This window comes from Streptosporangium sp. G11, assembly GCF_051192615.1.
Taxonomy (GTDB): Bacteria; Actinomycetota; Actinomycetes; order Streptosporangiales; family Streptosporangiaceae; genus Streptosporangium.
The window spans coordinates 21,481-45,026 of the sequence record NZ_JBPJUQ010000003.1 but is presented as its reverse complement, the minus strand read 5'-3'; the positions used below and the strand labels follow the sequence as shown (position 1 = coordinate 45,026).

The following is a 23,546-nucleotide window of genomic DNA, read 5'->3' as shown; positions in this document are numbered from 1 at the left end:
ATGGGCGCCATCAGATGCCGTGTCCCCGATGGTGCAGGAGGCTGAGCAGGGTCCGCGCGGGGACCAGGCCCGCCGCCACCGCGAGCGCGATGGGCGCGCGGGGCTCGCCGTGACGGGCGGTGAACGCCCGCCAGGCCCAGCGGCCCGCCTCCCGACGCTGGCCGAGGGCCGCGTGGTGGAAGGCGAGCTGACCGTAGACCCGCGCCGCGCCGCGCGGATCCACGGCCAGATCAGGGTGCCGGGCGAGCATCCACTGCAGCCCGGCGATCCGGTCGGCCCAGCGGGCCACGTACGAGGAGCCACCCCAGCGCACCCGGACCAGGGGCCGGTCGACGTGCACGATGGGATGCTGGGCGGCGGCGCGCAGCGCCAGGTCCCAGTCCTCGTTCTGGCCCTTGGGGGCGCTCTCGTCCACCCAGAGCCCGCCGCGCCGGAACAGGAACGTCGAGGAGTGCACCATCACCATCCGCGAGCGCACCAGGTGGCGGTAGGTGACGCGGCCGGTCCCGGCCAGCCGGGGAATGCGGCGCGATCCGTACTCGACCTCGATGGCGCAACTGGAGAAGCGCGCGTCCGGTTCGGCCTCCAGCGCGGCGACCTGGGCCCGGGCCTTGCCGGGCAGCCACAGGTCGTCGTCGTCGCAGAAGGCGACCATGTCGGTGCCGAGCGCCGCGATGCCGGTGTTGCGGGCACCGGGCAGGCCGGGGGTGAGCCGGTTGGCCATCACCCGCACGCCGCGCGAGGGCGCCCCGTGCCGGCCGGGTGTCAGCGCCCGGCTGGCCAGGAGGTCGGCCACCTGGTCGGCGACCCAGGCCGGGTCGCCGCCGTCCACGACGACGACGACCTCGACGGGACCGGGGTGGTCCTGGCCGAGCACGGCGAGTATGGCCGTGCGCAGCCGGTCGGGCCGGTGTCCCCGGGTGGGGATGACGACACCCACCGATGTGTTCACGAAAGTCTCCTGTGATAGCCGTACTTGATCATGAGGGGCCAGGTCAGCGCGGCGACCAGGCGCGACTGCCGGGGCGGCGCGACGGCGCGCCAGCTGTCGTCCCTGGTCAGCTCCGTGCGGCCGACCATGAAGCGCACGGGGTTGCCCGAGGCCGTGTGGGCCGTCGAGAACTCCGCCCAGCCGCCCGAGAGGAAGTCGAGGCGGCACGGGAGGCCGATCCTGGCGACCACGCGCCTGAGGGTGTCGGCGGGGGCGTCGAGCAGGTCCTCGTAGCGGACCCGGGTGACCGGGACGCCCCTGCGGGCGAGGAGTTCGAGGCTGAGGTTCTCGCTCAGCCAGTGCAGCGAGGTGCGGGAGGGCGACCAGTGGGTCATCGGACGCCCGTCCTCGGGACGGGCGACCCTCCTGCGCCAGGAGTGCGCGACCGCGCGCGGGTCGCGAACCACGTGGACGACCTGGACGTCGACTCCGGCCGCCGCGAGGCAGAAGGCCAGCGAGGCGTGCTTGCTGGAGTCGATCACGACTGGGCAGTCGGCGACCTCGCCCGCCGCGTCGTACAGGTCGCGGTGGATCGCGACGTACTCGTCCAGCTCGGCGGTGCCGGGCGTCGGCCACCTGCCGGTGCCCGCCTGCTCCTCGGCGAGGAGCCTGGCCAGGGTGGGGATGCGCCGGGTGCGGTCGACGCGGGACCTGAGCGCGATCATCCGGTGGGCCAGCTCCTCGGACCAGCCGCCGAACGCGCGCTCACCGACCTTCTCCCAGAAGGGACACGACCCGAAGGGCTCTCCGCACCCGCAGGCCTCGTCCGCGAGCGCGCTCCTGGCCCAGAGGTGGACGACCTCGCCGAGCGGCGCGATGCCGGGGACCTCCCCGAGCAGGCGCTCAAGCAGCGTGGTCCCGCTGCGGCCGAGGCCGCCCAGAAATACCACCCGAGCAGGTGACGGACTATCAGACACAGGCGCGAATCCTTACCCGACGGATACGGAACGTGCCGAGGCTAGCGCGGAGCGTAACGGAGGGGTCAGAGAACGGACAAAGGATCTACCCAGCGGGTGTAACGCCGCCCATCTCCTGAACGGGGAATCGCCGGAACCCCGCGACCCGCCGCCGGGCACAGGGGCACGAGGGGGCGTATGGCTCAGGAAACGGCGACCGGAACCTCACGGTGCGCCCGCGTGTCGCCGGGCGGACCGCCCCGGGAAGGACCCCTCACCGGTGCGGTCGGCTCAGGAAACGGCGACCGCCCGCGGCCCCGCCGTGGCTCCCTCCCCTCGCGTACGGGGAGGGAGCCACGGCGGCGAACGCGGGCGGCGGGGTGTGCCTACCTGGCGTCGACGATCATCCCGGCGCCGACGGTGTTGTTGGTGGACTCGTCCACGAGGATGAAGCCGCCGGTGAGGCGGTTGCGGGCGTAGTCGTCCACGAACAGGGGCTGGGTGACGCGGAGCGAGACCCGCCCGATCTCGTTGAGGCCGAGCGACTGTGCCGTCTCGTCCCGGTGCAGGGTGTTGACGTCCAGCCGGTAGTGCAGGTCCTTGACCAGGACGCGGGCCGTGCGGGTGGTGTGCTTGATGGTCAGCTTGGTGCGCGGGGCCAGCTTGGCGGTGTCGGCCATCCAGCAGATCATCGCCTCCAGCTCCTGGGAGACGTGCGGCTGGTTGTTCGGGCGGCAGATCATGTCGCCGCGCGAGATGTCGATGTCGTCCTCCAGCCGGAGGGTGACCGACATCGGCGGGAACGCCTCGTCGACCGGCCCGTTGAAGGTGTCGATCGACGCGATGCGCGTGGCCAGGCCCGAGGGCAGGTGCATGACCTCGTCGCCGGGCTTGAGCACCCCTCCGGCGACCTGGCCCGCGTAGCCGCGGTAGTCGTGGAGTGAGGGGTCGGTGGCCCGCTGCGGGCGGATGACGTACTGCACGGGGAAGCGCACGTCGACCAGGTTGCGGTCGGAGGCGATGTGCACGTGCTCCAGGTGGTGGAGCAGGGAGGACCCGTTGTACCAGGGCGTGTTCTCCGAGCGCGACACCACGTTGTCGCCGTGCAGCGCCGACATCGGGATGAACGTCAGGTCCGGCGCGTTCAGCTTGGAGGCGAACGCGGTGAACTCCTCGCGGATCTCCTCGAACCGCTCCTGGGAGTAGTCGACCAGGTCCATCTTGTTGACGGCCAGGACCAGGTGCGGCACCCGCAGCAGGGTGGTGAGGAACGCGTGCCGGCGCGACTGCTCCAGCACGCCCTTGCGGGCGTCGATCAGGACGATCGCCAGGTCGGCGGTGGAGGCGCCGGTGACCATGTTCCGGGTGTACTGGATGTGCCCGGGGGTGTCGGCGATGATGAACTTGCGCTTGGGAGTGGCGAAGTAGCGGTAGGCCACGTCGATCGTGATGCCCTGCTCCCGCTCGGCCCGCAGGCCGTCGGTGAGGAGCGACAGGTCGGTGTACTCGGTGCCGCGGTCGCGGGAGGTGCGCTCGACGGCCTCCAGCTGGTCCTCGAAGATCGCCTTCGAGTCGAAGAGCAGCCGCCCGATGAGGGTCGACTTTCCGTCGTCGACACTTCCCGCCGTGGCGAAGCGAAGAATGTCCATTAGCGCTGCTCTCCAGAGGTCGTACGGCGTGCGCGGCGGGACCGCGCGGGAAGGGGCCCGTGCGGGGCCGGGTGGCACGGGGAGCCGGGGAGGGGGATGTCCACTAGAAGTAGCCCTCCCTCTTGCGGTCCTCCATGGAGGCCTCTGAGGCGCGGTCGTCGGCGCGGGTGGCGCCGCGCTCGGTGATCCGGGTCACGGCGATCTCCTCGATGATCGCCTCGACCGTCGCGGCACTCGACTGGACGGCTCCGGTGCAGGTCACGTCGCCGACCGTCCGGTAGCGGACCGTCATGTCCAGGAGCGGCTCGTCCTCGTCGCGGATGATGAACTCGCTGTCGGCCAGCAGCATGCCGTCGCGCTCGAACACCTTGCGGGTGTGGGCGAAGTAGATCGAGGGGATCTCGATCTCCTCGCGCCGGATGTAGTCCCAGATGTCGAGCTCGGTCCAGTTGGACAGCGGGAACACGCGGATGTGCTCACCCTTGCGGATCTTGGCGTTGTAGAGGTTCCACAGCTCGGGGCGCTGGTTCTTGGGGTCCCACTGGCCGAAGTCGTCGCGGAAGGAGAACACGCGCTCCTTGGCGCGGGCCTTCTCCTCGTCGCGGCGGGCGCCGCCGAACACCGCGTCGTACTCGTTCTCCTCGATCGCGTCCAGCAGCGTCGTGGTCTGCAGCCGGTTGCGCGAGGCCCTGCGGCCGGTCTCCTCGACGACGCGTCCGGCGTCGATGGAGTCCTGGACTCCGGCGACGACCAGGCGGGCGCCCAGCTCCGTGGCACGGCGGTCGCGGAACTCGATGACCTCGGCGAAGTTGTGCCCGGTGTCGACGTGCATCAGGGGGAAGGGAATCGGCGCGGGCCAGAACGCCTTCTCCGCGATGCGGAGCATGACGATGGAGTCCTTGCCCCCCGAGAAGAGCAGACAGGGACGCTCGAACTCCGCCGCGACCTCGCGCATGATGTGAACAGCCTCTGCCTCGAGGACGTCGAGCTGCGACGTGGTGTAGTCGCGCTGAAGCATCAGACTCTCCTAGCGGGGGATTTAGCGGTGCAGATCCCGGATTCCAGCGAGCAACGTCGGCGCCAGTCCCGGTAGGGATACCAGGATATCCGGCAGTGAGGGGTCAGGCTGGTTGTAGATCAGCGGCGAGCCGTCGATGCGGCTCGCGTGGACCCCGGAGGCGAGGGCCACCGCGACGGGCGCGGCGGAGTCCCACTCGTACTGGCCCCCGGCGTGCACGTAGGCCTCGACCTGACCGGTGAGCACGGCGGAGATCTTGGCGCCCGCCGAACCGATCGGCACCAGGTCGGCGCCGGCGAGGCGGGCCAGGTTCTGGACGAACTCCGGCGGGCGGGTCCTGCTGACCGCGATCCGCGGCCTGGCGCCCGACTCGGGGGCGGGCGGCACCGGGGGTTCGAGGGTGGAGAGCGTACGGCCCTGGGCGGGCAGCGCCACGGCTCCGGCCGTCAGCGTGCCGCGCTCCCAGAGAGCCACGTGGACCGCCCAGTCTTCGCGGCCCTCTTCGGCGAACTCCCGGGTGCCGTCCAGTGGGTCGACGATCCAGACCCGCTCGGCGCGCAACCTGCGCGGGTCGAGGCGCTCCTCGCTGGTCGCCTCCTCGGACAGCACACTGTCACCCGGGCGCAACCGTGACAGGGCCTCCATCAGGAACACGTGGGAGGCGGCGTCGCCCTCCTTGCGAAGCTCGGACGGGTCGCCGAAGCCCCGCTCAGCGCGCAGGGCCGCCAGCTTCTCGCCGGCCGTCGTCGCCAGCTCCGCGGCGAGTATGTGATCGTCGCGAACGGTCATCAGTATGCTCCAGCTCCTCGCGCGACAGCCGACCAGGTCTTCCACAGGATCTGCAGGTCCAGCATGAGGGACCAGCTCTCCACGTAACGCAGGTCCAATCGTACGGATTCCTCCCAAGAGAGGTCAGAACGGCCGCTTACCTGCCAGAGGCCGGTCATACCTGGTTTGACGAGTAATCGGCGGCGGACGTCATCACCGTACCTGGCGACCTCCTCGGGCAGCGGCGGCCGGGGGCCGACCAGGGACATGTCCCCCAGGACCACGTTGATCAACTGGGGCAGCTCGTCCAGCGAGTGGCGGCGCAGCCAGGCGCCCAGCGGGGTCACCCTCGGATCGTTACGGATCTTGAAGAGCATGCCGGGGCCGTCACTGGACAGGGTGATCTTCCGGCGCTCGGCGTCGGCGCGCATCGTCCGGAACTTGTAGATCGTGAACTCGGCGCCGTCGCGGCCCACCCTCGTCTGCCGGAAGAACACGGGACCGGATCCCGAGGCCCGCACGGCCACCACCACCCCCGCCAGCAGCGGCAGCAGTGCCGCCAGCAGCAGGCCGGCCCCCACCCGGTCGAACAGGTTCTTGAGCACCTGGCGCAGGCCGGAGATCTCGGGGTGGTCCACGTGCAGCAGCGGCAGCCCCGCCGCCGGGCGGATGGTGATCCGCGGCCCGGCCACCTCCATCAGCGCGGGAGCCACGATCAGGTCGGTGTCGGTCTTCTCCAGCCGCCAGGCCAGCCGCCGCAGCGCCACCCCGTCCATCTCCGGGCAGGCGAGCACGGCCACGGTGTCGGCCGAGACCTGCCCGACCGCGAGCGCGACGTCGGAGAGGTCGCCCATGACCGGCACGCCCTCCACGTCGCCCATCCCGCCGCGCGGGACGCACGCCGCCACGACCTCCATGCCGTGGTAACGCTCCCGGCGGAACCTGCGGACCAGCTCGGCGATCGCCGCCCGGTGGCCCACCGCCACGACCCGCCGCATGCACCCGCCGCGCGCCCGCCTGCGGTGCAGGGAACGGCGCAGGCCGTACCGCGTGAGGAGGGTGAGCAGCGTCGTCAGGGGGAGGGCCAGCACCACGTAGCCCCGGGCCACCTCGATCTTGGTGAGGTAGGCGCAGACGGCGAGGGCGGCGGTGAGCATGAAGCCGCACTGGAGGATCCGCTGGAACTCCTCCGAGCCCAGGCCGATGAGCCGGGGCTCGTAGGCGCGGTTCAGCGCGACCACGCAGACCCAGACGGCGGGCAGGGCGGCGCTCAGCACGACGTACGGGAAGACGTAAGGGGTAACCTCGCCGAATCGAACGAACAGCGCGAGGGCTCCGGCCAGGGCGGCGCAGGAGGTGTCGGCGGCGACGGCCATCGCGCGGTGCTCCCGCACCCAGCCCGGCATGCGCCTGCGCGCGGCGGGAACGGCTCCGGGCCCGGTTTCCTGTACGGCCTGGACTGCGGTCACGTCGCGCACGCGCTCCCCCTGCGTAACCGTTCACGGACAGACAGTTATGGAATGGTAGCGGCGGTGGGAGAGGCTCGAAGGTTGAAGACCGAAACGTACATCTCTGTGGATGTCGAGGCTGATGGTCCCATTCCGGGGCCGTATTCGATGATCAGCTTGGGTATGACCGTGGCCGGGCGGATGACCGGAAAGGTCTTCGAACCGGTGAATCCACAGGCCCACACGTTCTACGTGGAGCTGCGGCCGATCAGCGACGACCACGTGCCCGAGGCACTCGCCGTGAGCGGGCTGGACCGGGAGACGCTGGTCCGCGAGGGGCGCGATCCGACCGAGGCGATGCGGGAGGCCGCCGCGTGGGTCCGCGAGGTGTCCGGGAACAGCTCGCCGGTGCTGGCGGCTTACCCGCTCTCCTACGACTGGATGTGGATTTACTGGTATTTCATGCGCTTCACCGGTGTCTCACCGTTCGGGCACTCGCGCTGCATCGACCTCAAGACGCTGTACGCGGCCAAGGCGGGCGTGCCGATCGGCTGGGCGACGAAGCGGCAGATGCCCGAGCACCTGCGGTCCCGGCGGCCGCACACCCACAACGCGCTGGACGACGCGATCGAGCAGGCCGAGCTGCTGCAGAACCTGATGGCGTTCGACCGCCGGCCCCCCTCACCTCACCCTCAAGGCGCACGGGCCCCAGGTGCTCAGCCCGCGGACTGAGCCGACTCGGCCCGCCCGCCGCCGAACACCTCCTCGACGATCTCCGGGATGGCCTTCCGCGGCTCCGGTGGGCGACCTGATCTTGGCGAACAGGGCCAGGACCAGACCTCGGGGGCTGAGGGCGGGCGTACCGGGACGCGGGTCCGGTGTCAGTCGTCGATCGCCTGGTAGAGCGTGGTCCAGAAGTCGTGGATGAGCCGCGCCGAATCCGGGACCGACATCCCGACCTGGGTGAGCAGGATTCCGGTGAGCCGGTTGTCCGGGTCGGCGTACGTCGAGGTGCCGCTTCCGCCGTCCCAGCCGAACTGGCCGACGGGCGCGTAGTCGCCGCGGTAGGTGCGCACCGCCATCCCCATGCCCCAGCCGCCGTGCTGCCCCTGGCCGAACGAAACATGGACGTTGTTGACGGCCATGGCGTGTCGGGCGGCGTTCTGCTCGGGCGTGAGGCGGTTGGTGGTCATCAGCTCGACGGCGGGCCGGGACAGGATCCGTTCGCTCCCGTGCGTCCCGCCGTTCAGCAGCATCCGGAAGTAGGCGTGGTAGTCGTCGACGGTGGAGACCAGCCCGCCGCCGCCGCCCTGGAACGCCGGAGGCCGGCTCCACCGTCCACCCGCGGCCTCGTCCCACACGACGAACTCCCCGGTCCGCGGGTCGGGGGCGTAGAGGGTCGGCAGCCGGTCGATCTTGTCGGCGGGCACGTGAAAGGCGGTGTCCTTCATCCCCAGCGGGTCGAAGATGCGTTCGCGCAGGAACTCCTCGAACGACTGGCCGGTGACCCTGGCGACGAGCACGCTGAGCACATCGTGGCTGATCTGGTACTGCCAGCGCTCTCCGGGCTGGTACATCAGCGGAAGCGTGCCCAGGCGGCGCATCCACTCGTCCGGCCCGGGCATCGGCTCCGGCAGATCGGGCGTGAGCCCCTGCTCGAAGATCGCGCCCATGATCGGAGCGCCCAGCGCCGTCATGTCCATGCCGAGCCCGAACGTGGAGGTCAGCAGGTCCCGCACGGTGATCGGCCGCCGCGCCGGCACGGTGTCCTCCAGCGGGCCGTCGATCCGCTTCAGCACCCGGCGGTCGGCGAGTTCCGGCAGCCACGGCTCCACCAGGTCGTCCAGCCGCAGCCGGCACTCGTCGAGCAGGACCATCGCCGCCGCCATCGCGACCGGCTTGCTCGTGGACGCCATCCGGAAGATCGTGTCCCGGCGCATCGGCGCGCCACCGTCATGGCGCATCGTCCCGATCGCCTCGACGTGCGTCTCACCGTTCCGGCCGACCAGGGCGACGAGTCCGGGAATCCTCTTCGACTCGACATGCCGTGCCAGCACCTCGCGCAGCCTGTGCAGCCCCGCTTCGGAGAAGCCTCTGTTGCCGTGTTCCATCCTGAATCTCCTTGATTCCATTCGCTTACAGAGAGTGATCGACTGTGGGCGACGCCGTCCAGGCGCCGTACCAGGGGGTGGATCAGGCGCCGCTGGGCGCGATCCATTCGGTCGGCTCGACGACGACGCCGTTGGGGTCGGTGAGACGCATCAGCGGCTGCGTGGAGCCCTCTCGTCCGCCCCTTCCTCGCGCCGCGCACGTCGACGGCGCTCCTCGGGGGCCGCGGGTCAGAGGCTGCGGGCGACGATGTCGCCATAGGCGGTGGTCGCGTGGATGTCGAGCTGGGCGGCGGCGCCTTCGGTGTTCTTGAGCGCGTTGTGGATCCGGCCGTAGGAGGTTCCGGCGTTCAGGGAGGCCGAGACTCCGGCGGCGGCGCCGACCGACACCTCGCCGGCCTCGGTGCGCAGCACGACCGTGCCGCGCACGGCCTCGGCGACGCGGATGTCGCCCTTTCCGGTGCTGATCTTCGCGGGGCCGGTGAGGCGGCCGATTGAGACGTCACCGGCCAGGGTGGTGAGGCGGAGGCTCGCGGCCTCGTCGAGCTTGATCGAGCCGTGCGCGCCCTCGAAGGCGACGTCGCCCAACCGTCCGACGACCCGGAATTCGGCGCTGGCCGCCTTCGCCTCGACCCGGGAACCGGCGGGCAGCTGAACCGTCACCTCGATGGATCCGGAGGAGCCGAGGAACTGGTTCTTCGCCGAGGTCTCGATCCGCAGGACTCCGTCGCCGTATTCGACCTTGGTCTGCTCCGCCACCTTCACGTCGCGGCCCTTCGAGGCGTCCGCGGGCAGGATCTCGACCGTGGTGTCGGCCCGGTCGGCGGCGATGAACCGGACGCGCCCCGCGGGGATGTCGAGGACGGCGGAGATCGGGGCGGGGGTGTCGTACTTCTGCATCGCACTCTCCTGTGCTCGTTGTTTCTGACACTGGAAACGCTACGTTGCATTCCATGGCACTGCAACAGTCTCGTTGCACAAAAACAGCATTCATGCAGCTAGAGGCCATAAAATCGTTGCGATGGCTCTGCATGTAACGCAACAGCAGCCCTCTTGCGTGTTGCAATGAATTGAAAGTGAACGCTATGCTGGAGGCATCGGGGAACACGAAGGAGATCACGATGCCGGGAGGCAGGCTCACCCAGCAGGACCGCCAGCAGATCGCGCTGTGGCTGGCCGACGGCCTCGCCTACGCGGAGATCGCCAGACGTCTCGACCGCCCCACCTCCACGATCACGCGTGAGGTGATGCGGAACGGCGGCCCCACCACCTACCGCGCCGACCTGGCCCATCGCGCCACCGAACGCCGCGCCCACCGGCGCAGGCAGGCCGCGCCCCAGGGGCCGGAGGCGTCCCCGCAGCCCTACGGACGCGACGCCGAGGCCGTGCGCGAGTACGAGGAGACGCTCACCACCGTCCTCATGCAGGCGGGCACGCCCAAGATGATGGCCCGGGTGCTGGCCTGCCTCCATCTCGCCGACGCAGGCAGCCTCACCACGTCCGAGCTCGTCCAGCACCTCCAGGTCAGCCCGGCGTCCATCTCCAAGGCGATCACGTTCCTGGAGAGCCAGGACCTCATCCGCCGGGAACGCGACGAACGCCGCCGCGACCGCTACGTCGTCGACGACGACGTCTGGTACCAGTCGATGATCGGCAGCGCCCACGCCACCGCCCACCTCGCCGAGATCGCGCGGCAGGGCGTCGGCATCCTCGTTCCCGGCACCCCGGCCGCCGCCCGCCTGGAGAACATCGCCCGCTTCGTCGACTTCGTCTCCGAGAGCATCGTCCGCGCCGCGGAGCAGGCCCGCGAGATCCTCCACACCAAACCCGGAGCGCCCTCAGGCGGCACCGTCATGCCGGGTTCGGATCGCGGATAGACGGCCGTCTCGATGGTCACGGCCATGGGACGACGCCGGCCGTGTTCCCGGCCCGGCGCCCGGGAGCGTGCGGTGAGCCCCGATCACCCGAGCGGACCGGCTACCTGGGCGGGCCGGAGATGTTCAGGTCGCCGGTGTGGAAGGCGTTCTGGGTCGGCTCCAGGCCGACCTTGATCAGCGACTCCACCACGTCGGAGGCGCGGTCGACCAGGAACGCGAGGTCCTTGCGCTCGACGGTGGCGAAGTCACGCAGGACGTAGGCCGCGGCGTCCATCCGGCCGGGCGGGCGGCCGATGCCGAACCGCACCCGCAGGTAGTCCTTGGTCGCCAGCGACTTGGTGATCGACTTCAGCCCGTTGTGGCCGTTGTCGCCTCCGCCCAGCTTCGCCCTCAGCGCGCCGTACGGGATGTCCAGCTCGTCGTGGACCACGACCACGCGGGCCGGGTCGACCTTGTAGAAGTCGGCCAGGGCCTTGACCGGTCCACCGGAGAGGTTCATGAAGGACAGTGGCTTGGCCAGGACGGCGGGGACGCCCGCCAGGCGGCCCTCCAGCACCTCCGCCCGCGACCTGTGGGTCTTGAACCGTCCCCCGGCCCGCGCGGCGAGCTCGTCCAGGACCATGAACCCCGCGTTGTGCCGGTTCCCGGCGTACTCCGGCCCGGGGTTTCCCAGGCCTACGACCAACCAGCGGTCCACGATCGGCATCCCTTCACACGCGCGTCAGGGCGGCCCGGTCCCGGGCCGCCCTGACAGATCTAGCAGAGAAAACTACTCGGCGCTCCCGGAGCCCTCGCCCTCGGCGGCGACCGTGCCCTCGGCGGCCTCGCCCTCCGGCTCGGCGGCCGTCATCCCGGCGACGATCAGGACCAGCGCCTCGGGGTCGGCCGCGAGGGTCGTGCCCTTGGGCAGCTTCAGGTCGGCGGCGGTGATCTGCGTGCCGATCTCCAGGCCCTCGACGTCGACCTCGACGCCCTCGGGGATGTGGGTGGCCTCGGTCTCGACGGAGATGGAGACGAGCTGCTGGTCGAGGATGCCGTCGGCGACCTCGCCGACCACGGTGACGGGGATGTCGACGGTGACCTTCTCGCCGCGACGGACGAGGATGAGGTCGACGTGCTCCAGGAAGCCCCTGATCGGGTCACGCTGGACGCCCTTGGGCAGGGCCAGCTCGGCCACCGCGCCCTCAAGACGGATCAGCACGTTCGGCGTACGCAGGGCGAGCAGCAGGTCGTGACCCGGCAGGGTCAGGTGCTGCGGGTCGGTGCCGTGCCCGTAGAGGACGACGGGGACCTTGCTCTCACGACGGATCTTGCGGGCGGCGCCCTTGCCGAACTTGTCACGGAGCTCGGTGGTGATTACCACTTCGGACACGGCTGATCTCCTAGGGATCTTGAGAATCGGAAAGGTGCGTTCCCCCTCACCCGCCCTAGCGGAAGGCGTTACGAACGCACGCAATCCCACAACCCTACCGTGTCAACGGTGACGCCGACGCGCCGCGGTCCCGGCCGGCCCCCGGGAAGGGGCCGGGCCCGTCCCCCGGGAACGCGTGGACGACGGATTCCCGGGGTGCGGGGCGAAGGGTCAGCTGTCGCCCTCGAAGAGGCTGGTCACCGAGCCGTCGCTGAAGACCTCGTTGATCGCGCGGGCGATCAGGGGGGCTATCGACAGCACGGTGAGCTTGTCGAACCTCTTCTCCTCGGGGAGCGGCACCGTGTTGGTGACGATGACCTCGGAGATCCCGGAGTTCTTGAGCCGGTCGACCGCGGGGTCGGAGAACACCGCGTGGGTGGCGGCCACGACGACGTTGGTGGCGCCCTGCTCGTACAGCGCGTCGGCCGCCTTGCAGATCGTTCCCGCGGTGTCGATCATGTCGTCGATCAGCACGCAAGTGCGGCCCCTGACGCGGCCGACGACCTCGCTCACCTTCACCTGGTTGGCCACTTCGAGGTCGCGGCGCTTGTGGATGAAGGCCAGCGGGGTGCCCAGCGTGTCGGCCCAGCGCTCCGAGAGCCGCACCCGGCCGGTGTCGGGCGAGACGACCGTGGTCGTGGCCAGGTCGAGCTTGTCCTTGAGGTAGTTGACCAGGACGGGCATGGCGAACAGGTGGTCCACCGGGCCGTCGAAGAAGCCCTGGATCTGGGAGGTGTGCAGGTCGATCGACATCAGCCGGTCGGCTCCGGCCGTCTTGAACATGTCGGCCATCAGTCGGGCGGTGATGGGCTCGCGGCCCCGGCCCTTCTTGTCCTGGCGGGCGTAGCCGTAGAACGGCATGATCACGGTGATCCTCTTGGCGGAGGCGCGCTTGAGGGCGTCCACCATGATCAGCTGTTCCATGATCCACTGGTTGATCGGCCAGGTGTGGCTCTGCATGACGAACGCGTCGCAGCCGCGGACCGACTCCTGGTAGCGGGCGTAGATCTCCCCGTTGGCGAAGTCGCGCAGCGTGGTCGGCGCCGCGTCGACCCCGAGGTGGCTCGCCACCTCGTCCGCCAGCTCCGGGTGCGCGCGCCCGGAGAAGAACATCAGGTTCTTCTCACCGGTCTTCTTGATGCCGCTCATGCCGTCCCCCTCGCCTGGCAGCACACCGATGCCCGCGCGACGCTGCCGTGCCCACCGGGCCGCTCGCTTCGCTCACTCACGTCTGGCTCCCCTGCTGTTTCCCGGCCTCGGCGGCGCGTAACGCCGCCTCCGCCGATCTGGTGCCCGCGCGCCTGCGCGCGACCCACCCTTCGATGTTGCGCTGCCGTCCGCGAGCCACCCCGATGGCCCCCGGGGGGACATCCGTGTCGATGACCGAACCCGCGGCCGTGTACGCGCCGTCGCCGATGGTGACCGGCGCGACGAGCATGGTGTCGCACCCGACGAAGGCGCTCTCGCCCACCGTCGTGTGGTGCTTGTTGACCCCGTCGTAGTTGACGAAGATCGCCGAAGCGCCGATGTTGGCGCCCGCGCCGATCGTGGCGTCGCCCACGTAGCTCAGATGGGGCACCTTGGCGCCCTCTCCGACCTGCGCGTTCTTCATCTCAACGTACGTTCCGGCCTTGGCCTTGCGCGCCAGGACCGTGCCGGGGCGCAGGTAGGCGTACGGCCCGACCAGGGCCTCGGGGCCGATCACGGCGTCGACGCAGACGGCGTTGCGCACCAGCGCCCCCTCGCCGACGATCGTGTCGGTCAGGGTGCTGGCGGGGCCGATCTCGGCGCCCATGGCGACCGTCGTGCAGCCGTGCAGCTGGGTGCCCGGGTGGATCACCACGTCCGCTTCGAGGATGACGTCGACGTCGACCCACGTACCCGCGGGGTCGACCACGGTCACCCCCGCGCGCATGTGGGCCTCCAGCAGGCGCGCGTTGAGCACCTTGCGGGCGAACGCCAGCTGCACGCGGTCGTTGACACCCTCCACCTCCACGTAGTCGGCCGCGATGTGCGCGCCGACCCGGTGGCCGTCCTCCCGCAGGATCGAGAGGACGTCGGTGAGGTACTCCTCGCCCTGGGCGTTGGAGGCGGACACCCGCTTGACCGCGTCGGCGAGCAGGCGGCCGTCGAAGGCGTAGACGCCGGAGTTCATCTCCTTGATCGCCCGCTGCGCGGGGTCGGCGTCCTTCTCCTCGACGATCTCCAGGACCGCCCCCGAGGCGTCGCGGACGATCCGGCCGTAGCCATACGGATCGGGCACCTCGGCCGTCAGCACGGTGACGGCGTTGCCGTCCTCGTCGTGCCGTTCGAGCAGGGCGGCGAGGGTCTCGGTGCGCAGCAGCGGCGTGTCGCCGTAGGTCACCAGGACGGTGCCGTCGATGACGCCCGCCGCTTCGAGGGCGGTCCTGACGGCGTGGCCGGTGCCCTTCTGCTCGACCTGGACGACGGCCTGCGCGTCGGGGCTGGTTCCGGCCAGGTGCGCCTGGACCCGCTCCCGCTCGTGGCCGATGACGATTATGAGCCGCTCGGGGTCGAGACCCCGGGCGGCGACGAGCACGTGGTCGACCAAGGCGCGGCCGCACAGCTCATGGAGGATCTTCGGCGTTCTCGACTTCATCCGGGTACCCTCGCCTGCGGCGAGGACGATGACGGCTGCCGGGCGCGGCACACTCACGGACGAGGCTCCCTCGGCGTCGCGGCTGAGACATGGCGAAGCGCGATGACGGATGGCCACCCCCAGGGCGCGGCATCGTCACCTGCTCGACAACGTGAGGATACCTTCCCCCCTGGGAAGCCACTCAGCCGACTAGCCGAGTGAATAAATCAGACACAAGGGATGGCTCCGGCACCAGGACTCGAACCTGGACAACAAGGACCAAAACCTTGCGGGCTGCCAATTACCCAATGCCGGACCGGCCGGGCGATCGAGACGGAACCCGCGCGCCCGGCACCCCTACGATACAGAGCCCGCGCCGCCGAACGCGCCCCGTTTGGGCACCCGCTTCGGCGGCCCGCCCCGGGGCTCGCGCGCCCGCGACCCGCCCACGCGCGGCCGGGCGCGCGCGAGGCCGTCGTTTAGCAGGTCAGCGGGGGGTAGAACAAAAGACGGACTCGCTACGACACCCATCTCGAAGAGTCATGTTCCAGACATTCGGCGCTTAGGTATTCCTAACTTACGATGGCGTAGGTTACGGTTGCGTAGCCATATATGAGTCCTTGGCCTTTCCGAGCCACCGCGAGGTAGCGCATGACCCTCATCGAAGAACGCCCTGCTCCGGGACCAAAACCAGACGTCGACCCCGAGCGGAAGACCCTGCCCGAGATCCTCACCTTCGGAGTGGTGGTCGGCGCCCCGCTGATCGCCCTGGCGGTCGCCGTCCCGTTCGCCTGGGGATGGGGGCTCGGCTGGTCCGACGTCGTCATCGCGAGTGTCTTCTACGTGATCACCGGGCTGGGCGTCACCGTCGGCCTGCACCGCCACTTCACGCACGGTTCGTTCAAGGCCAAGCGTCCGCTGAAGATCGCGCTGGGCATCGCGGGCAGCCTCTCGATGGAGATGTCGGTGCTCGACTGGGTGGCCACCCATCGCAAGCACCACAAGTTCTCCGACAAGGAGGGCGACCCGCACTCGCCGTGGCGCTTCGGCACGGGCTTCGCGGCGGTGTCCAAGGGCCTGCTCTGGGCGCACATGGGCTGGCTGTTCGAGGCCGACCGGGCCAACCGCGAGAAGTACGCGCCCGACCTGGTCAAGGACCCGGACATCATCAAGCTGCACAAGCTCTTCCCGGTGCTGGCGATCACCACGATCGTCATGCCCGCGCTGCTGGGCGGCCTGCTGACCTGGTCGTGGTGGGGCATGGCGACCGGCTTCTTCTGGGGCACGCTGGTCCGGATCGGCCTGCTGCACCACGTGACCTGGTCGATCAACTCCATCTGCCACGTCTTCGGCGAGGAGGCCTTCGAGTCGCGCGACAAGTCGCGCAACGTGTGGTGGCTGGCCATCCCCTCCTTCGGCGAGTCCTGGCACAACCTGCACCACTCTGACCCCACCTGCGCCAGGCACGGCGCGCTGAAGGGCCAGATCGACCTCAGCGCGGGCGTCATCCGCTGGTTCGAGAAGGCCGGATGGGCGTACGACGTCCGCTGGCCGACGCCCGAGCGCCTGGCCGCCAAGCGCATCGCCGCCTGACCCGGCGTCCGGGTCCCATATAGAAACAGGGGAACGCCATTATTAGAACCGTGAGCGAACCCCGACGGCGCATGTCAGGTAAGGAACGCCGGGAACAGCTGATCCAGATCAGCAGGACCCTGTTCGCGGAGAAAGGGTTCGACGGCACATCGGTGGAGGAGATCGCGGCGACCGCCAACGTCTCCAAACCGGTGGTCTACGAGCACTTCGGTGGCAAGGAGGGCGTCTACGCGGTCGTCATCGACCGGGAAATGCAGAAGCTGCTGGGCCTGGTCACCGAGGCGCTGTCCGCCTCGCACTCGCTGATCAAGCTGGAGCGGGCGGCCCTGGCCCTGCTGGCCTACGTGGAGGAGAACAGCGAGGGTTTCCGCATCCTCGTCCGCGACTCGCACGCCGCCTCGGGGACCGGCACCTTCGCCAGCCTGATCAACGACATCGCCAGCCAGGTCGAGGACGTCATGGTCGACGAGTTCGTCGAGCGAGGCTACGACCCCAAGCTGGCTCCCATGTACGCCCAGATGCTGGTCGGCATGGTGGCGCTGACCGGCCAGTGGTGGCTGGACGTGCGCAGGCCCCCGCGCCAGGAGGTCGCCGCCCACCTGGTCAACCTGGCCTGGAACGGTCTGACAGGCCTGGATCCCAACCCCCGGCTGACCGCCGCCTCGCGCGGCCTGGAGCACCGGCTGGCCTCTCCGCCGCAGCGCCCCGAGTCCCACCCCCACCCGCCGCGGAGCCCCGCCGAGCCCTCCGCCTCCGGCCTGCGGCCACCCGCCGCGGAGCCGGAGCCGCCCCCGGCGGGATCGCGGACGCTTCCGCGCCCCGAGTTACCGCCGCCCCCGACGGACAAGGAGATCCGGGAGCTGGAGAAGGCCCGCGAGCGGGAGCTGAAGAACCAGGAGAAGCTGCGCGAGCGCGAGCGGCGCGAGGCCGAGAAGCTGGCCAGGGACCTGGAGAAGGCGCGGCTCCGCGAGCAGCGGGAGCTGGAGAAGGTGCGCGAGCGGGAGTATCGGGAGCAACAGCGGCTGCTGAGGGACGAGGAGAAGGCCCGCGAGCGGGAGTTGAGGGAGCTTGAGAAGGCGCGGCTCAGGGAGGCCAGGATCGCCGAGCGCGACGCCGCCAAGCACGCGAAACTCGTTGATGAAGAGCGGGAAAAGTTTGAGCCAAGTGGGTAAGCAACAGCGCCCGTTGAGACTAAATTAACGTTCCGTTCAACCAAAGCGGGCATTCTGGTCATATGTCCGCTGAACTCGTGCGCCCTACCCCCGACGGGCTTCCTCTACCCCAGGAGCGGTTCCTCAACCGAGAGGAGAGCTGGCTCCAGTTCAACCAGCGAGTTCTGGAGATGGCGGAGGACCCGGCCCTGCCGCTGCTGGAACGGGTGCGGTTCCTGGCCATCTTCGCCAGCAACCTCGACGAGTTCTTCCGCGTCCGGGTGGCGGGGCTGAAACGGCGGATGGCCACCGGCCTGCTGCTCCGCACCAAGAGCGGGCTGAAGCCCCGCGAGGAGCTGGCCAGGATCGCGGCGATCGCCAACGACCTCGCGCAGCGGCAGTCGGCCTGCTTCTACGAGCGGATCTGCCCGCAGCTGGGCGCCGAGGGCATCGAGATCGTGCGCTGGGACGACCTGGGCCGTGACGAGCGTGCCGAGATGCGCAAGCTCTTCAGGGAGCGGATCAGGCCGGTGCTGACGCCGCTGGCCGTCGACCCCGCCCATCCTTTTCCGTACATATCGGGCCTGTCGCTGAACCTGGCGGTCACCGTCCGCAACCCCTCGACCGGTAACACGGTCTTCGCCAGGGTCAAGGTGCCCAGCCAGCTCCCCCGCTTCGTCACGGCGTCCAAGAACCGCTTCGTCCCGCTGGAGGACGTGATCGCCGCCCACCTCGGGCAGCTGTTCAAGGGCATGGAGGTCGTCGAGCACCACGTCTTCCGGGTGACCAGGAACGAGGACCTCGACGTCGACGAGGACGTCACCGAGAACCTCATGCAGGCGCTGGAGCGCGAGCTGCTCAAGCGCCGCTTCGGCCCCCCGGTCCGGCTGGAGGTCGAGGACACCATCACGCCCGAGGTGCTCGACCTGCTGGTGGACGAGCTGGGAGTGGCCGAGCACGAGATCTACCGGCTGCCGGGCCCGCTGGACCTGACCGGGCTGCACGCGATCGCCGACCTGGACCGGGGCGAGCTGAGCTTCCGCCCGTTCGTGCCCGCGGAGGTCGTGCACGTCGAGGACGACATCTTCGCGGTGCTGCGCGAGCGGGACGTGCTGCTGCACCACCCGTACGACTCGTTCTCCACGAGCGTGCAGCGGTTCATCGAGCAGGCCGCGGCCGACCCTGCGGTGCTGGCCATCAAGCAGACGCTCTACCGCACCAGCGGCGACTCGCCGATCGTGGACGCGCTGATCGACGCCGCCGAGGCGGGCAAGCAGGTCGTCGTGGTCGTGGAGATCAAGGCCAGGTTCGACGAGCACGCCAACATCACCTGGGCGCGCAAGCTGGAGCGGGCCGGATGCCACGTGGTCTACGGCGTCGTGGGGCTGAAGACCCACTGCAAGCTGGCCCTGGTCGTGCGCCAGGAGCCCTCGGGCGAGCTGCGCAGCTACTGCCACATCGGCACGGGGAACTACAACCCCAAGACCGCCAGGCTGTACGAGGACCTCGGCCTGCTCACCGCCGACCGGCTGGTCGGCGAGGACGTCACGGACCTGTTCATCCACCTGACCGGCTACTCCAACCACTCGGCCTACCGGCGGCTGCTGGTCGCCCCGCACTCCCTGCGCGGCGGGCTGCTGGCCAGGATCGAGCGGGAGATCTCCCACCAGGAGGCGGGCCGGCCGGCCAGGATCAGGATGAAGACGAACTCCCTGGTCGACGAGCCCATCATCGACGCCCTCTACCGGGCGTCGCGGGCCGGCGTACCGGTGGACCTGTGGGTGCGGGGGGTCTGCACGCTCCGCCCCGGCATCCCCGAGCTGTCGGAGAACATCAGGGTCAGGAGCGTGCTGGGCCGGTTCCTCGAACACTCGCGGATCTACGAGTTCGGCCACGGCCGGCGCCCGGAGATCTGGATCGGCAGCGGCGACATGATGCGCCGCAACATCGAGCGGCGGGTGGAGGCGCTGGTCAAGGTCTCCAGCCAGCAGCAGCGCAACTACCTCAGCGAACTGCTCGACCGGGCCATGTCGGACGACACCGCGACCTGGTGGCTCAACTCCGACGGGACCTGGGCCCGGCACCCCGGTGAGGACCTGCAGACCCACCTGATCGGCACCCGCAGGTGGAGAGCGATCGATGACTGAGCACGACGCCCGCCCGGGCGGCATGATCCACGCGGCCGGGGCGGTCGTCTGGCGCGGCTCCCCCGACGCGCCGGAGGTCGCCCTCGTCCACCGGCCCAAGTACGACGACTGGTCGTTTCCCAAGGGGAAGCTGAAGCGCGGCGAGCACCCCGTCGCGGGCGCGCTGCGCGAGGTGACCGAGGAGACGGGGATCACCGCGGAGTTCGGCCGGTCGCTGCCGTCGAGCCACTACCTCAAGGGCGGGCGGCCCAAGCGCGTCGACTACTGGCTGGCCAGGATGGTCTCCGAGGGGCATCGGACCGACACGCACGAGGTCGACGGCGTGGTCTGGCTGCCGGTGGCCGAGGCCGCGCGGCGCCTGACCTACGAGTGGGACGCCGGGCTGCTCCGCTCGCTCGGCGAGGCGTCGCCTGCGACCACCCCGCTCGTCCTGGTGCGGCACGGCCTGGCGGGGAACCGGCAGGACTGGAAGGGCGACGACGACGATCGGCCGCTCGACAGGCACGGCCGCCGGCAGTCCGAGGTGCTGGCGAGCGTGCTGGGCGCCTTCGGCCTCACGGAGCTGGTCAGCTCTCCCAGCAGGCGGTGCGTGCAGACCCTGGAACCGTACGCGGAACGGGCCGGCCTGCCGATCCGGCTCGACCCCGTCCTGTCGGAGAACGGCTACGACTGCCAGGCCTCCCTCCGCCTGGCCGTGGAGGCGATGGCCTCGAACCGGCCCGTGGCCCTCTGCAGCCACGGCAAGGTCCTGCCCGAGCTGATCTCCGGACTCGACGAGCGGGCGGGCCTCACGCGGCTGTCCAAGGGCGCGTTCATGGTGCTGCACCACGCGGGCGGTGACGTCGTGGCCGCGGACGAATACGACATCTAACACCCGTCACAGGAGCTTCGCGATGGCGGCCGTGGTCTCCTCCCATACTCCGGGGAACTCCTTCCACGCCCGCGCGGCCCCGGCCCGCTCCACGCCGGTCAGCACGCCGTAGGTGAACGTGTCCTCCCCGACCAGGCGGGCGTTCGCGGCCTCGGCCGCCAGCCGCTCCTGCGCGACGACGCCGTCCAAGTGGGTGCCCAGCACCTCCTGCACGGCCTCGGCCCGCTTGGCCAGCTTGCTCATGCCGAGCACCTCCGCGGTGTAGCGGGCCCGCTTGGCCGCCTTGCGCACGTCGTGCATGGCGATCTCGCGCTCGGACTCGTTCTCGATGGCCTGGGCGATGTCGTAGGCCCTGGTGACCCGGCGCCAGCTCTTGGCGGCGACGACGTCCAGGGTGTCGGCGGGCTTCTTGGCGGCCTTGGTGAGCACCGGGGTGCCGGTCAGGTCGTCGAGGGCGTCGAGCAGGGCGAAGTAGCGCTCCCCGCCCAGGGTGTCCCTGATCCGGTCGAGGGCCTCGTGCTCGTCGTCCAGCAGGTCGGAGCTGAGGCGCGCCCTGACCGGGCCCACGATCAGCGCGTCGTCCAGGTCGTCGAGCCCGCGCGCGAACCGCTCGCGGATGACCTCCAGGTCACGGGCCTCCCCGAGGACCGTACCGAGCCACTTGAGCTCCTCCTGGAGGTTCTCGGTCCCCTCGACGACCGTCCTGAACGACTTCAGCGCGCTGCGGAGCCGCCGGGCGGCGACGCGCATCTGGTGTACGGCGTCCTCCTCCGCCTTCCTGACCCGGGGGTCCTGCGCGAGCAGCGCGCCGGCCTGGGAGGTGAGGTAGCCGACGACGACCTCGCCCGCCGACCCGGGAACGGTCTCGGCGCGCGGATGCTCCGAGACCGCTCCGGCGCCGCCGAGCAGGCGCGCGAGCTTGCTGGCCGAGTCGGCGGGGGTGGCCCCGGCCTTGCCCAGCCGCCTGCCGACCTTCCTCAGCAGCTTCTCGTCACCCTGGAGCAGCTCCGCCTCGACCTCTCGCCAGCGCTCGACATGGGGTTCGCCGCCGAACACGGTGCCCTTGACCCGGTCGTCGGCGATCTCGACCAGCCCCACCCCCGCGCCGTTGACCACGGTGGTGACGGCACGGCGGGTGTCCAGCTCGGCGATGGGCGCGAGCGGGGCGCCCCGGGTGTAGGCGAGCACCAGGTCCGCCAGCTCGGGGGGAACGATCTTGGCGCTCCGGGTCAGCGGATGGGTGATCTCCTGGCGGACGCCCTTGGCCTTGGGAAGTTTGAGGTGCCACCCCGGATCGGTGCCGCCCCGGCGTCTCCGCAGGGTGATCCCTCTCGCGGCGAGCCTCAGATCGGGCGTGTCGAAGTAAAGGGCGACCAGCTGGTGGGTTTTCGGACCCACGACCTCCGCCGAGCCCGGAAGGCCCGTGAGATCCGGCAGCTGGTACTCCGCCGGCACGTCGAACTTGTCCTCAATTTCTATCGCCACAGGTCATCCCCTGATTTGCCCAGATATCTACCACGTCTTCGCAGTATTTATTGATGCCCTGTTATCCGTCCAGGAACCCAGGGCGATTGCCCCCGAGGTCACCGGGACGACGGCACCCCCGGCCGGACCGCTGGTCATGAGGGCATTCGAACCCGATCGACCCGACCACCTCACCTGTGCGATCGGGTCATTGAGCGGGGGACGCGTTCTCCGGGTGCCGCCCCTGCACGGGGGTGAAGAGGGCGGCCACCGCGATCAGCAGGCAGCATACGCCCGCGAAGACGAAGACCGGGGTGGTGCCGTAGCGGGCCGCGCCCCAGGTGAGGACGGCCGCGCCGACGGGGCCCATCGAGAAGTGGATGGTCCAGAACGCCGACGTGACCCGCCCGAGCAGGTAGTCGGGGGTCACCTGCTGGCGCAGGGACATGGAGCAGATCCCCGCTACGCTCACGCAGCCGAGATAGAGGGCCACGATGACGGCCACCCCCCAGACGGAGCCCGCGAATCCGACGCCGACGATCGCGAGCCCGGCCACGGCCTGCGCGCCGATCCACGCGGGGCCGAACCCCACGCGCCTGCGCAGGCGCGCGACCAGGAGAGAGCCGATCACCGTGCCGACCGCGGCGACACCGAGGACCACCCCGACGGTGGAGTCGGGCCGGCCCAGGTCGTGCTTGAGCCGGTAGATCACGAGGTCGGTCAGTCCGAGCGTCAGGAAGACGAAGCACGACAGCAGGACGGTCAGGACGCGCAGCACCGGATGGCGCCACAGGAACACCGCCCCGGCCAGAAACTCGCGCCACGGCCGCTCTCGCGCGGCGGGCGTCGCGGGCCCGCCGGTGTTGCGGGGAACGCGGATCAGGTACACCCCGATCGCGGACACCGCGAAGCTCACGGCGTTGATGCCGATCGCGGCGGTCAGGCCGAATCTTCCCGCCACCACCCCGGCCAGCATCGGGCCGAGGATTCCCGCCGCGGCGGCGGTCGCGTAGAGCTTGCCGTTGGCGTCGGTGACGCGGTCCTCGCCGACGAGGTTGCGCACCGCGGTCACGTAGGTGACCTGGAAGACCATGCCGACGGCCTCGGCCAGCGGCAACACCACGTAGAGCAGCCAGACGCGCGGCCCCGTCGTCCAGGCCAGCGGGATCAGGGCGTACAGGACGAGCCTGGCGAGGTCGCAGACGATGAGCAGCGTGCGCCGGTCGAACCGGTCGACGAGGACCCCGGCGAACACTCCGGCGACGATCGAGGCGGCGCCCGAGACGCCGGTCAGCAGGCCCATCTGCGCGACGGAGCCCGTCGCGTTCAGGATGAGCAGGGGAACGGCGATGAGAGCGAACGAGTCACCGGCCACGGAAAGGGTCTGCGCGCCCCAGAATATGCCGAAGGATCGATCCCGCCACAGAGGGCGGGGCGCTTCCGGTCCGGAACCCGCTGCTTCCTTCACCCGCCGCCTGACGCTCGTCCGACACATCGCCGGGTCACGTCCGGCGACCGGTCACGACCGCGTCCGCATCCTCGCGGCCCCGCCCCG

General features: G+C 70.2%; 19 protein-coding genes, 1 tRNA gene and 1 pseudogene. 6 read left to right on the top strand and 15 right to left on the bottom strand.

Going from position 1 to position 23,546, the window contains the following annotated elements; all coding sequences use genetic code 11:
• Window positions 1-10: 10 nt before the first annotated feature.
• The 6 genes from ACSDR0_RS03920 to ACSDR0_RS03895 form a co-directional block, all read right to left on the bottom strand.
• Window positions 11-952, bottom strand: coding sequence for a glycosyltransferase family 2 protein (locus tag ACSDR0_RS03920; protein ID WP_435287327.1), 942 nt, complete (start codon window positions 950-952; stop codon window positions 11-13).
• Complete coding sequence (locus ACSDR0_RS03915; RefSeq protein ID WP_435287326.1) at window positions 949-1,881, bottom strand: sulfotransferase; 933 nt, start codon at window positions 1,879-1,881, stop codon at window positions 949-951. The genes ACSDR0_RS03920 and ACSDR0_RS03915 overlap by 4 nt, the downstream gene beginning before the upstream one ends.
• A gap of 392 nt (window positions 1,882-2,273) precedes the next feature.
• Window positions 2,274-3,536: a sulfate adenylyltransferase subunit CysN gene (gene cysN, locus ACSDR0_RS03910; RefSeq protein WP_435287325.1), complete on the bottom strand. Its 1,263-nt coding sequence runs from the start codon at window positions 3,534-3,536 to the stop codon at window positions 2,274-2,276.
• 103 nt (window positions 3,537-3,639) lie between these two features.
• Window positions 3,640-4,554, bottom strand: coding sequence for a sulfate adenylyltransferase subunit CysD (gene cysD / locus ACSDR0_RS03905; protein ID WP_435287324.1), 915 nt, complete (start codon window positions 4,552-4,554; stop codon window positions 3,640-3,642).
• Between the two features lie 21 nt (window positions 4,555-4,575).
• Window positions 4,576-5,343: a 3'(2'),5'-bisphosphate nucleotidase CysQ gene (locus tag ACSDR0_RS03900; protein WP_435287323.1), complete on the bottom strand. Its 768-nt coding sequence runs from the start codon at window positions 5,341-5,343 to the stop codon at window positions 4,576-4,578.
• On the bottom strand, window positions 5,343-6,728 hold the full coding sequence (locus tag ACSDR0_RS03895; RefSeq protein WP_435287594.1) for a sugar transferase: 1,386 nt from the start codon (window positions 6,726-6,728) through the stop codon (window positions 5,343-5,345). Before ACSDR0_RS03895 ends, ACSDR0_RS03900 begins: the two co-directional genes overlap by 1 nt.
• A gap of 225 nt (window positions 6,729-6,953) precedes the next feature.
• Here ACSDR0_RS03895 and ACSDR0_RS03890 point away from each other — a divergent pair, with 225 nt between their 5' ends.
• Window positions 6,954-7,502, top strand: a complete 549-nt coding sequence (locus ACSDR0_RS03890) for an exonuclease (protein ID WP_435287593.1) — start codon at window positions 6,954-6,956, stop codon at window positions 7,500-7,502.
• Between the two features lie 149 nt (window positions 7,503-7,651).
• On the opposite strand, the gene ACSDR0_RS03885 is transcribed toward ACSDR0_RS03890, so the two are convergent.
• The gene (locus ACSDR0_RS03885) at window positions 7,652-8,881 is read right to left on the bottom strand and encodes a serine hydrolase domain-containing protein (RefSeq protein ID WP_435287322.1); all 1,230 of its coding nucleotides are present in this window, start codon (window positions 8,879-8,881) and stop codon (window positions 7,652-7,654) included.
• Window positions 8,882-9,109: 228 nt separating this feature from the next.
• Window positions 9,110-9,778, bottom strand: a complete 669-nt coding sequence (locus ACSDR0_RS03880; RefSeq protein WP_435287321.1) for a DUF4097 family beta strand repeat-containing protein — start codon at window positions 9,776-9,778, stop codon at window positions 9,110-9,112.
• Between the two features lie 221 nt (window positions 9,779-9,999).
• Between ACSDR0_RS03880 and ACSDR0_RS03875 the strand changes: the two genes are divergently transcribed.
• Complete coding sequence (locus ACSDR0_RS03875) at window positions 10,000-10,755, top strand: helix-turn-helix domain-containing protein (RefSeq protein WP_435287592.1); 756 nt, start codon at window positions 10,000-10,002, stop codon at window positions 10,753-10,755.
• A gap of 100 nt (window positions 10,756-10,855) precedes the next feature.
• On the opposite strand, the gene pth is transcribed toward ACSDR0_RS03875, so the two are convergent.
• The 5 genes from pth to ACSDR0_RS03850 form a co-directional block, all read right to left on the bottom strand.
• Window positions 10,856-11,461, bottom strand: a complete 606-nt coding sequence (gene pth / locus ACSDR0_RS03870; protein ID WP_435287320.1) for an aminoacyl-tRNA hydrolase — start codon at window positions 11,459-11,461, stop codon at window positions 10,856-10,858.
• Between the two features lie 63 nt (window positions 11,462-11,524).
• On the bottom strand, window positions 11,525-12,127 hold the full coding sequence (locus tag ACSDR0_RS03865) for a 50S ribosomal protein L25/general stress protein Ctc (protein WP_435287319.1): 603 nt from the start codon (window positions 12,125-12,127) through the stop codon (window positions 11,525-11,527).
• 210 nt (window positions 12,128-12,337) lie between these two features.
• Window positions 12,338-13,315, bottom strand: a complete 978-nt coding sequence (locus tag ACSDR0_RS03860; protein ID WP_435287318.1) for a ribose-phosphate diphosphokinase — start codon at window positions 13,313-13,315, stop codon at window positions 12,338-12,340.
• A gap of 76 nt (window positions 13,316-13,391) precedes the next feature.
• Window positions 13,392-14,843, bottom strand: a complete 1,452-nt coding sequence (gene glmU / locus ACSDR0_RS03855; RefSeq protein WP_435287317.1) for a bifunctional UDP-N-acetylglucosamine diphosphorylase/glucosamine-1-phosphate N-acetyltransferase GlmU — start codon at window positions 14,841-14,843, stop codon at window positions 13,392-13,394.
• Between the two features lie 163 nt (window positions 14,844-15,006).
• A tRNA-Gln gene (locus ACSDR0_RS03850) sits at window positions 15,007-15,081 on the bottom strand.
• Between the two features lie 335 nt (window positions 15,082-15,416).
• On the opposite strand from ACSDR0_RS03850, the gene ACSDR0_RS03845 reads away from it, so the two are divergent.
• The 4 genes and pseudogenes from ACSDR0_RS03845 to ACSDR0_RS03830 all read left to right on the top strand — a co-directional run bounded on the left by ACSDR0_RS03845 (window position 15,417) and on the right by ACSDR0_RS03830 (window position 20,527).
• Window positions 15,417-16,358: an acyl-CoA desaturase gene (locus ACSDR0_RS03845; RefSeq protein ID WP_435287316.1), complete on the top strand. Its 942-nt coding sequence runs from the start codon at window positions 15,417-15,419 to the stop codon at window positions 16,356-16,358.
• A 71-nt stretch (window positions 16,359-16,429) separates the two neighbouring features.
• Window positions 16,430-17,026, top strand: a pseudogene (locus tag ACSDR0_RS03840) (TetR/AcrR family transcriptional regulator); the annotation flags it as partial.
• Window positions 17,027-17,592: 566 nt separating this feature from the next.
• Window positions 17,593-19,656: an RNA degradosome polyphosphate kinase gene (locus ACSDR0_RS03835; protein ID WP_435287315.1), complete on the top strand. Its 2,064-nt coding sequence runs from the start codon at window positions 17,593-17,595 to the stop codon at window positions 19,654-19,656.
• On the top strand, window positions 19,649-20,527 hold the full coding sequence (locus tag ACSDR0_RS03830; protein WP_435287314.1) for an NUDIX hydrolase: 879 nt from the start codon (window positions 19,649-19,651) through the stop codon (window positions 20,525-20,527). Before ACSDR0_RS03835 ends, ACSDR0_RS03830 begins: the two co-directional genes overlap by 8 nt.
• A 6-nt stretch (window positions 20,528-20,533) precedes the next feature.
• Here the strand turns inward: ACSDR0_RS03830 and ACSDR0_RS03825 are convergent, their stop codons facing one another.
• Window positions 20,534-22,012 (bottom strand): CHAD domain-containing protein, encoded by a 1,479-nt coding sequence (locus tag ACSDR0_RS03825; protein ID WP_435287313.1) that lies wholly within the window; start codon window positions 22,010-22,012, stop codon window positions 20,534-20,536.
• A gap of 187 nt (window positions 22,013-22,199) precedes the next feature.
• Window positions 22,200-23,486 (bottom strand): MFS transporter, encoded by a 1,287-nt coding sequence (locus ACSDR0_RS03820; protein ID WP_435287312.1) that lies wholly within the window; start codon window positions 23,484-23,486, stop codon window positions 22,200-22,202.
• Window positions 23,487-23,546 lie beyond the last annotated feature (60 nt).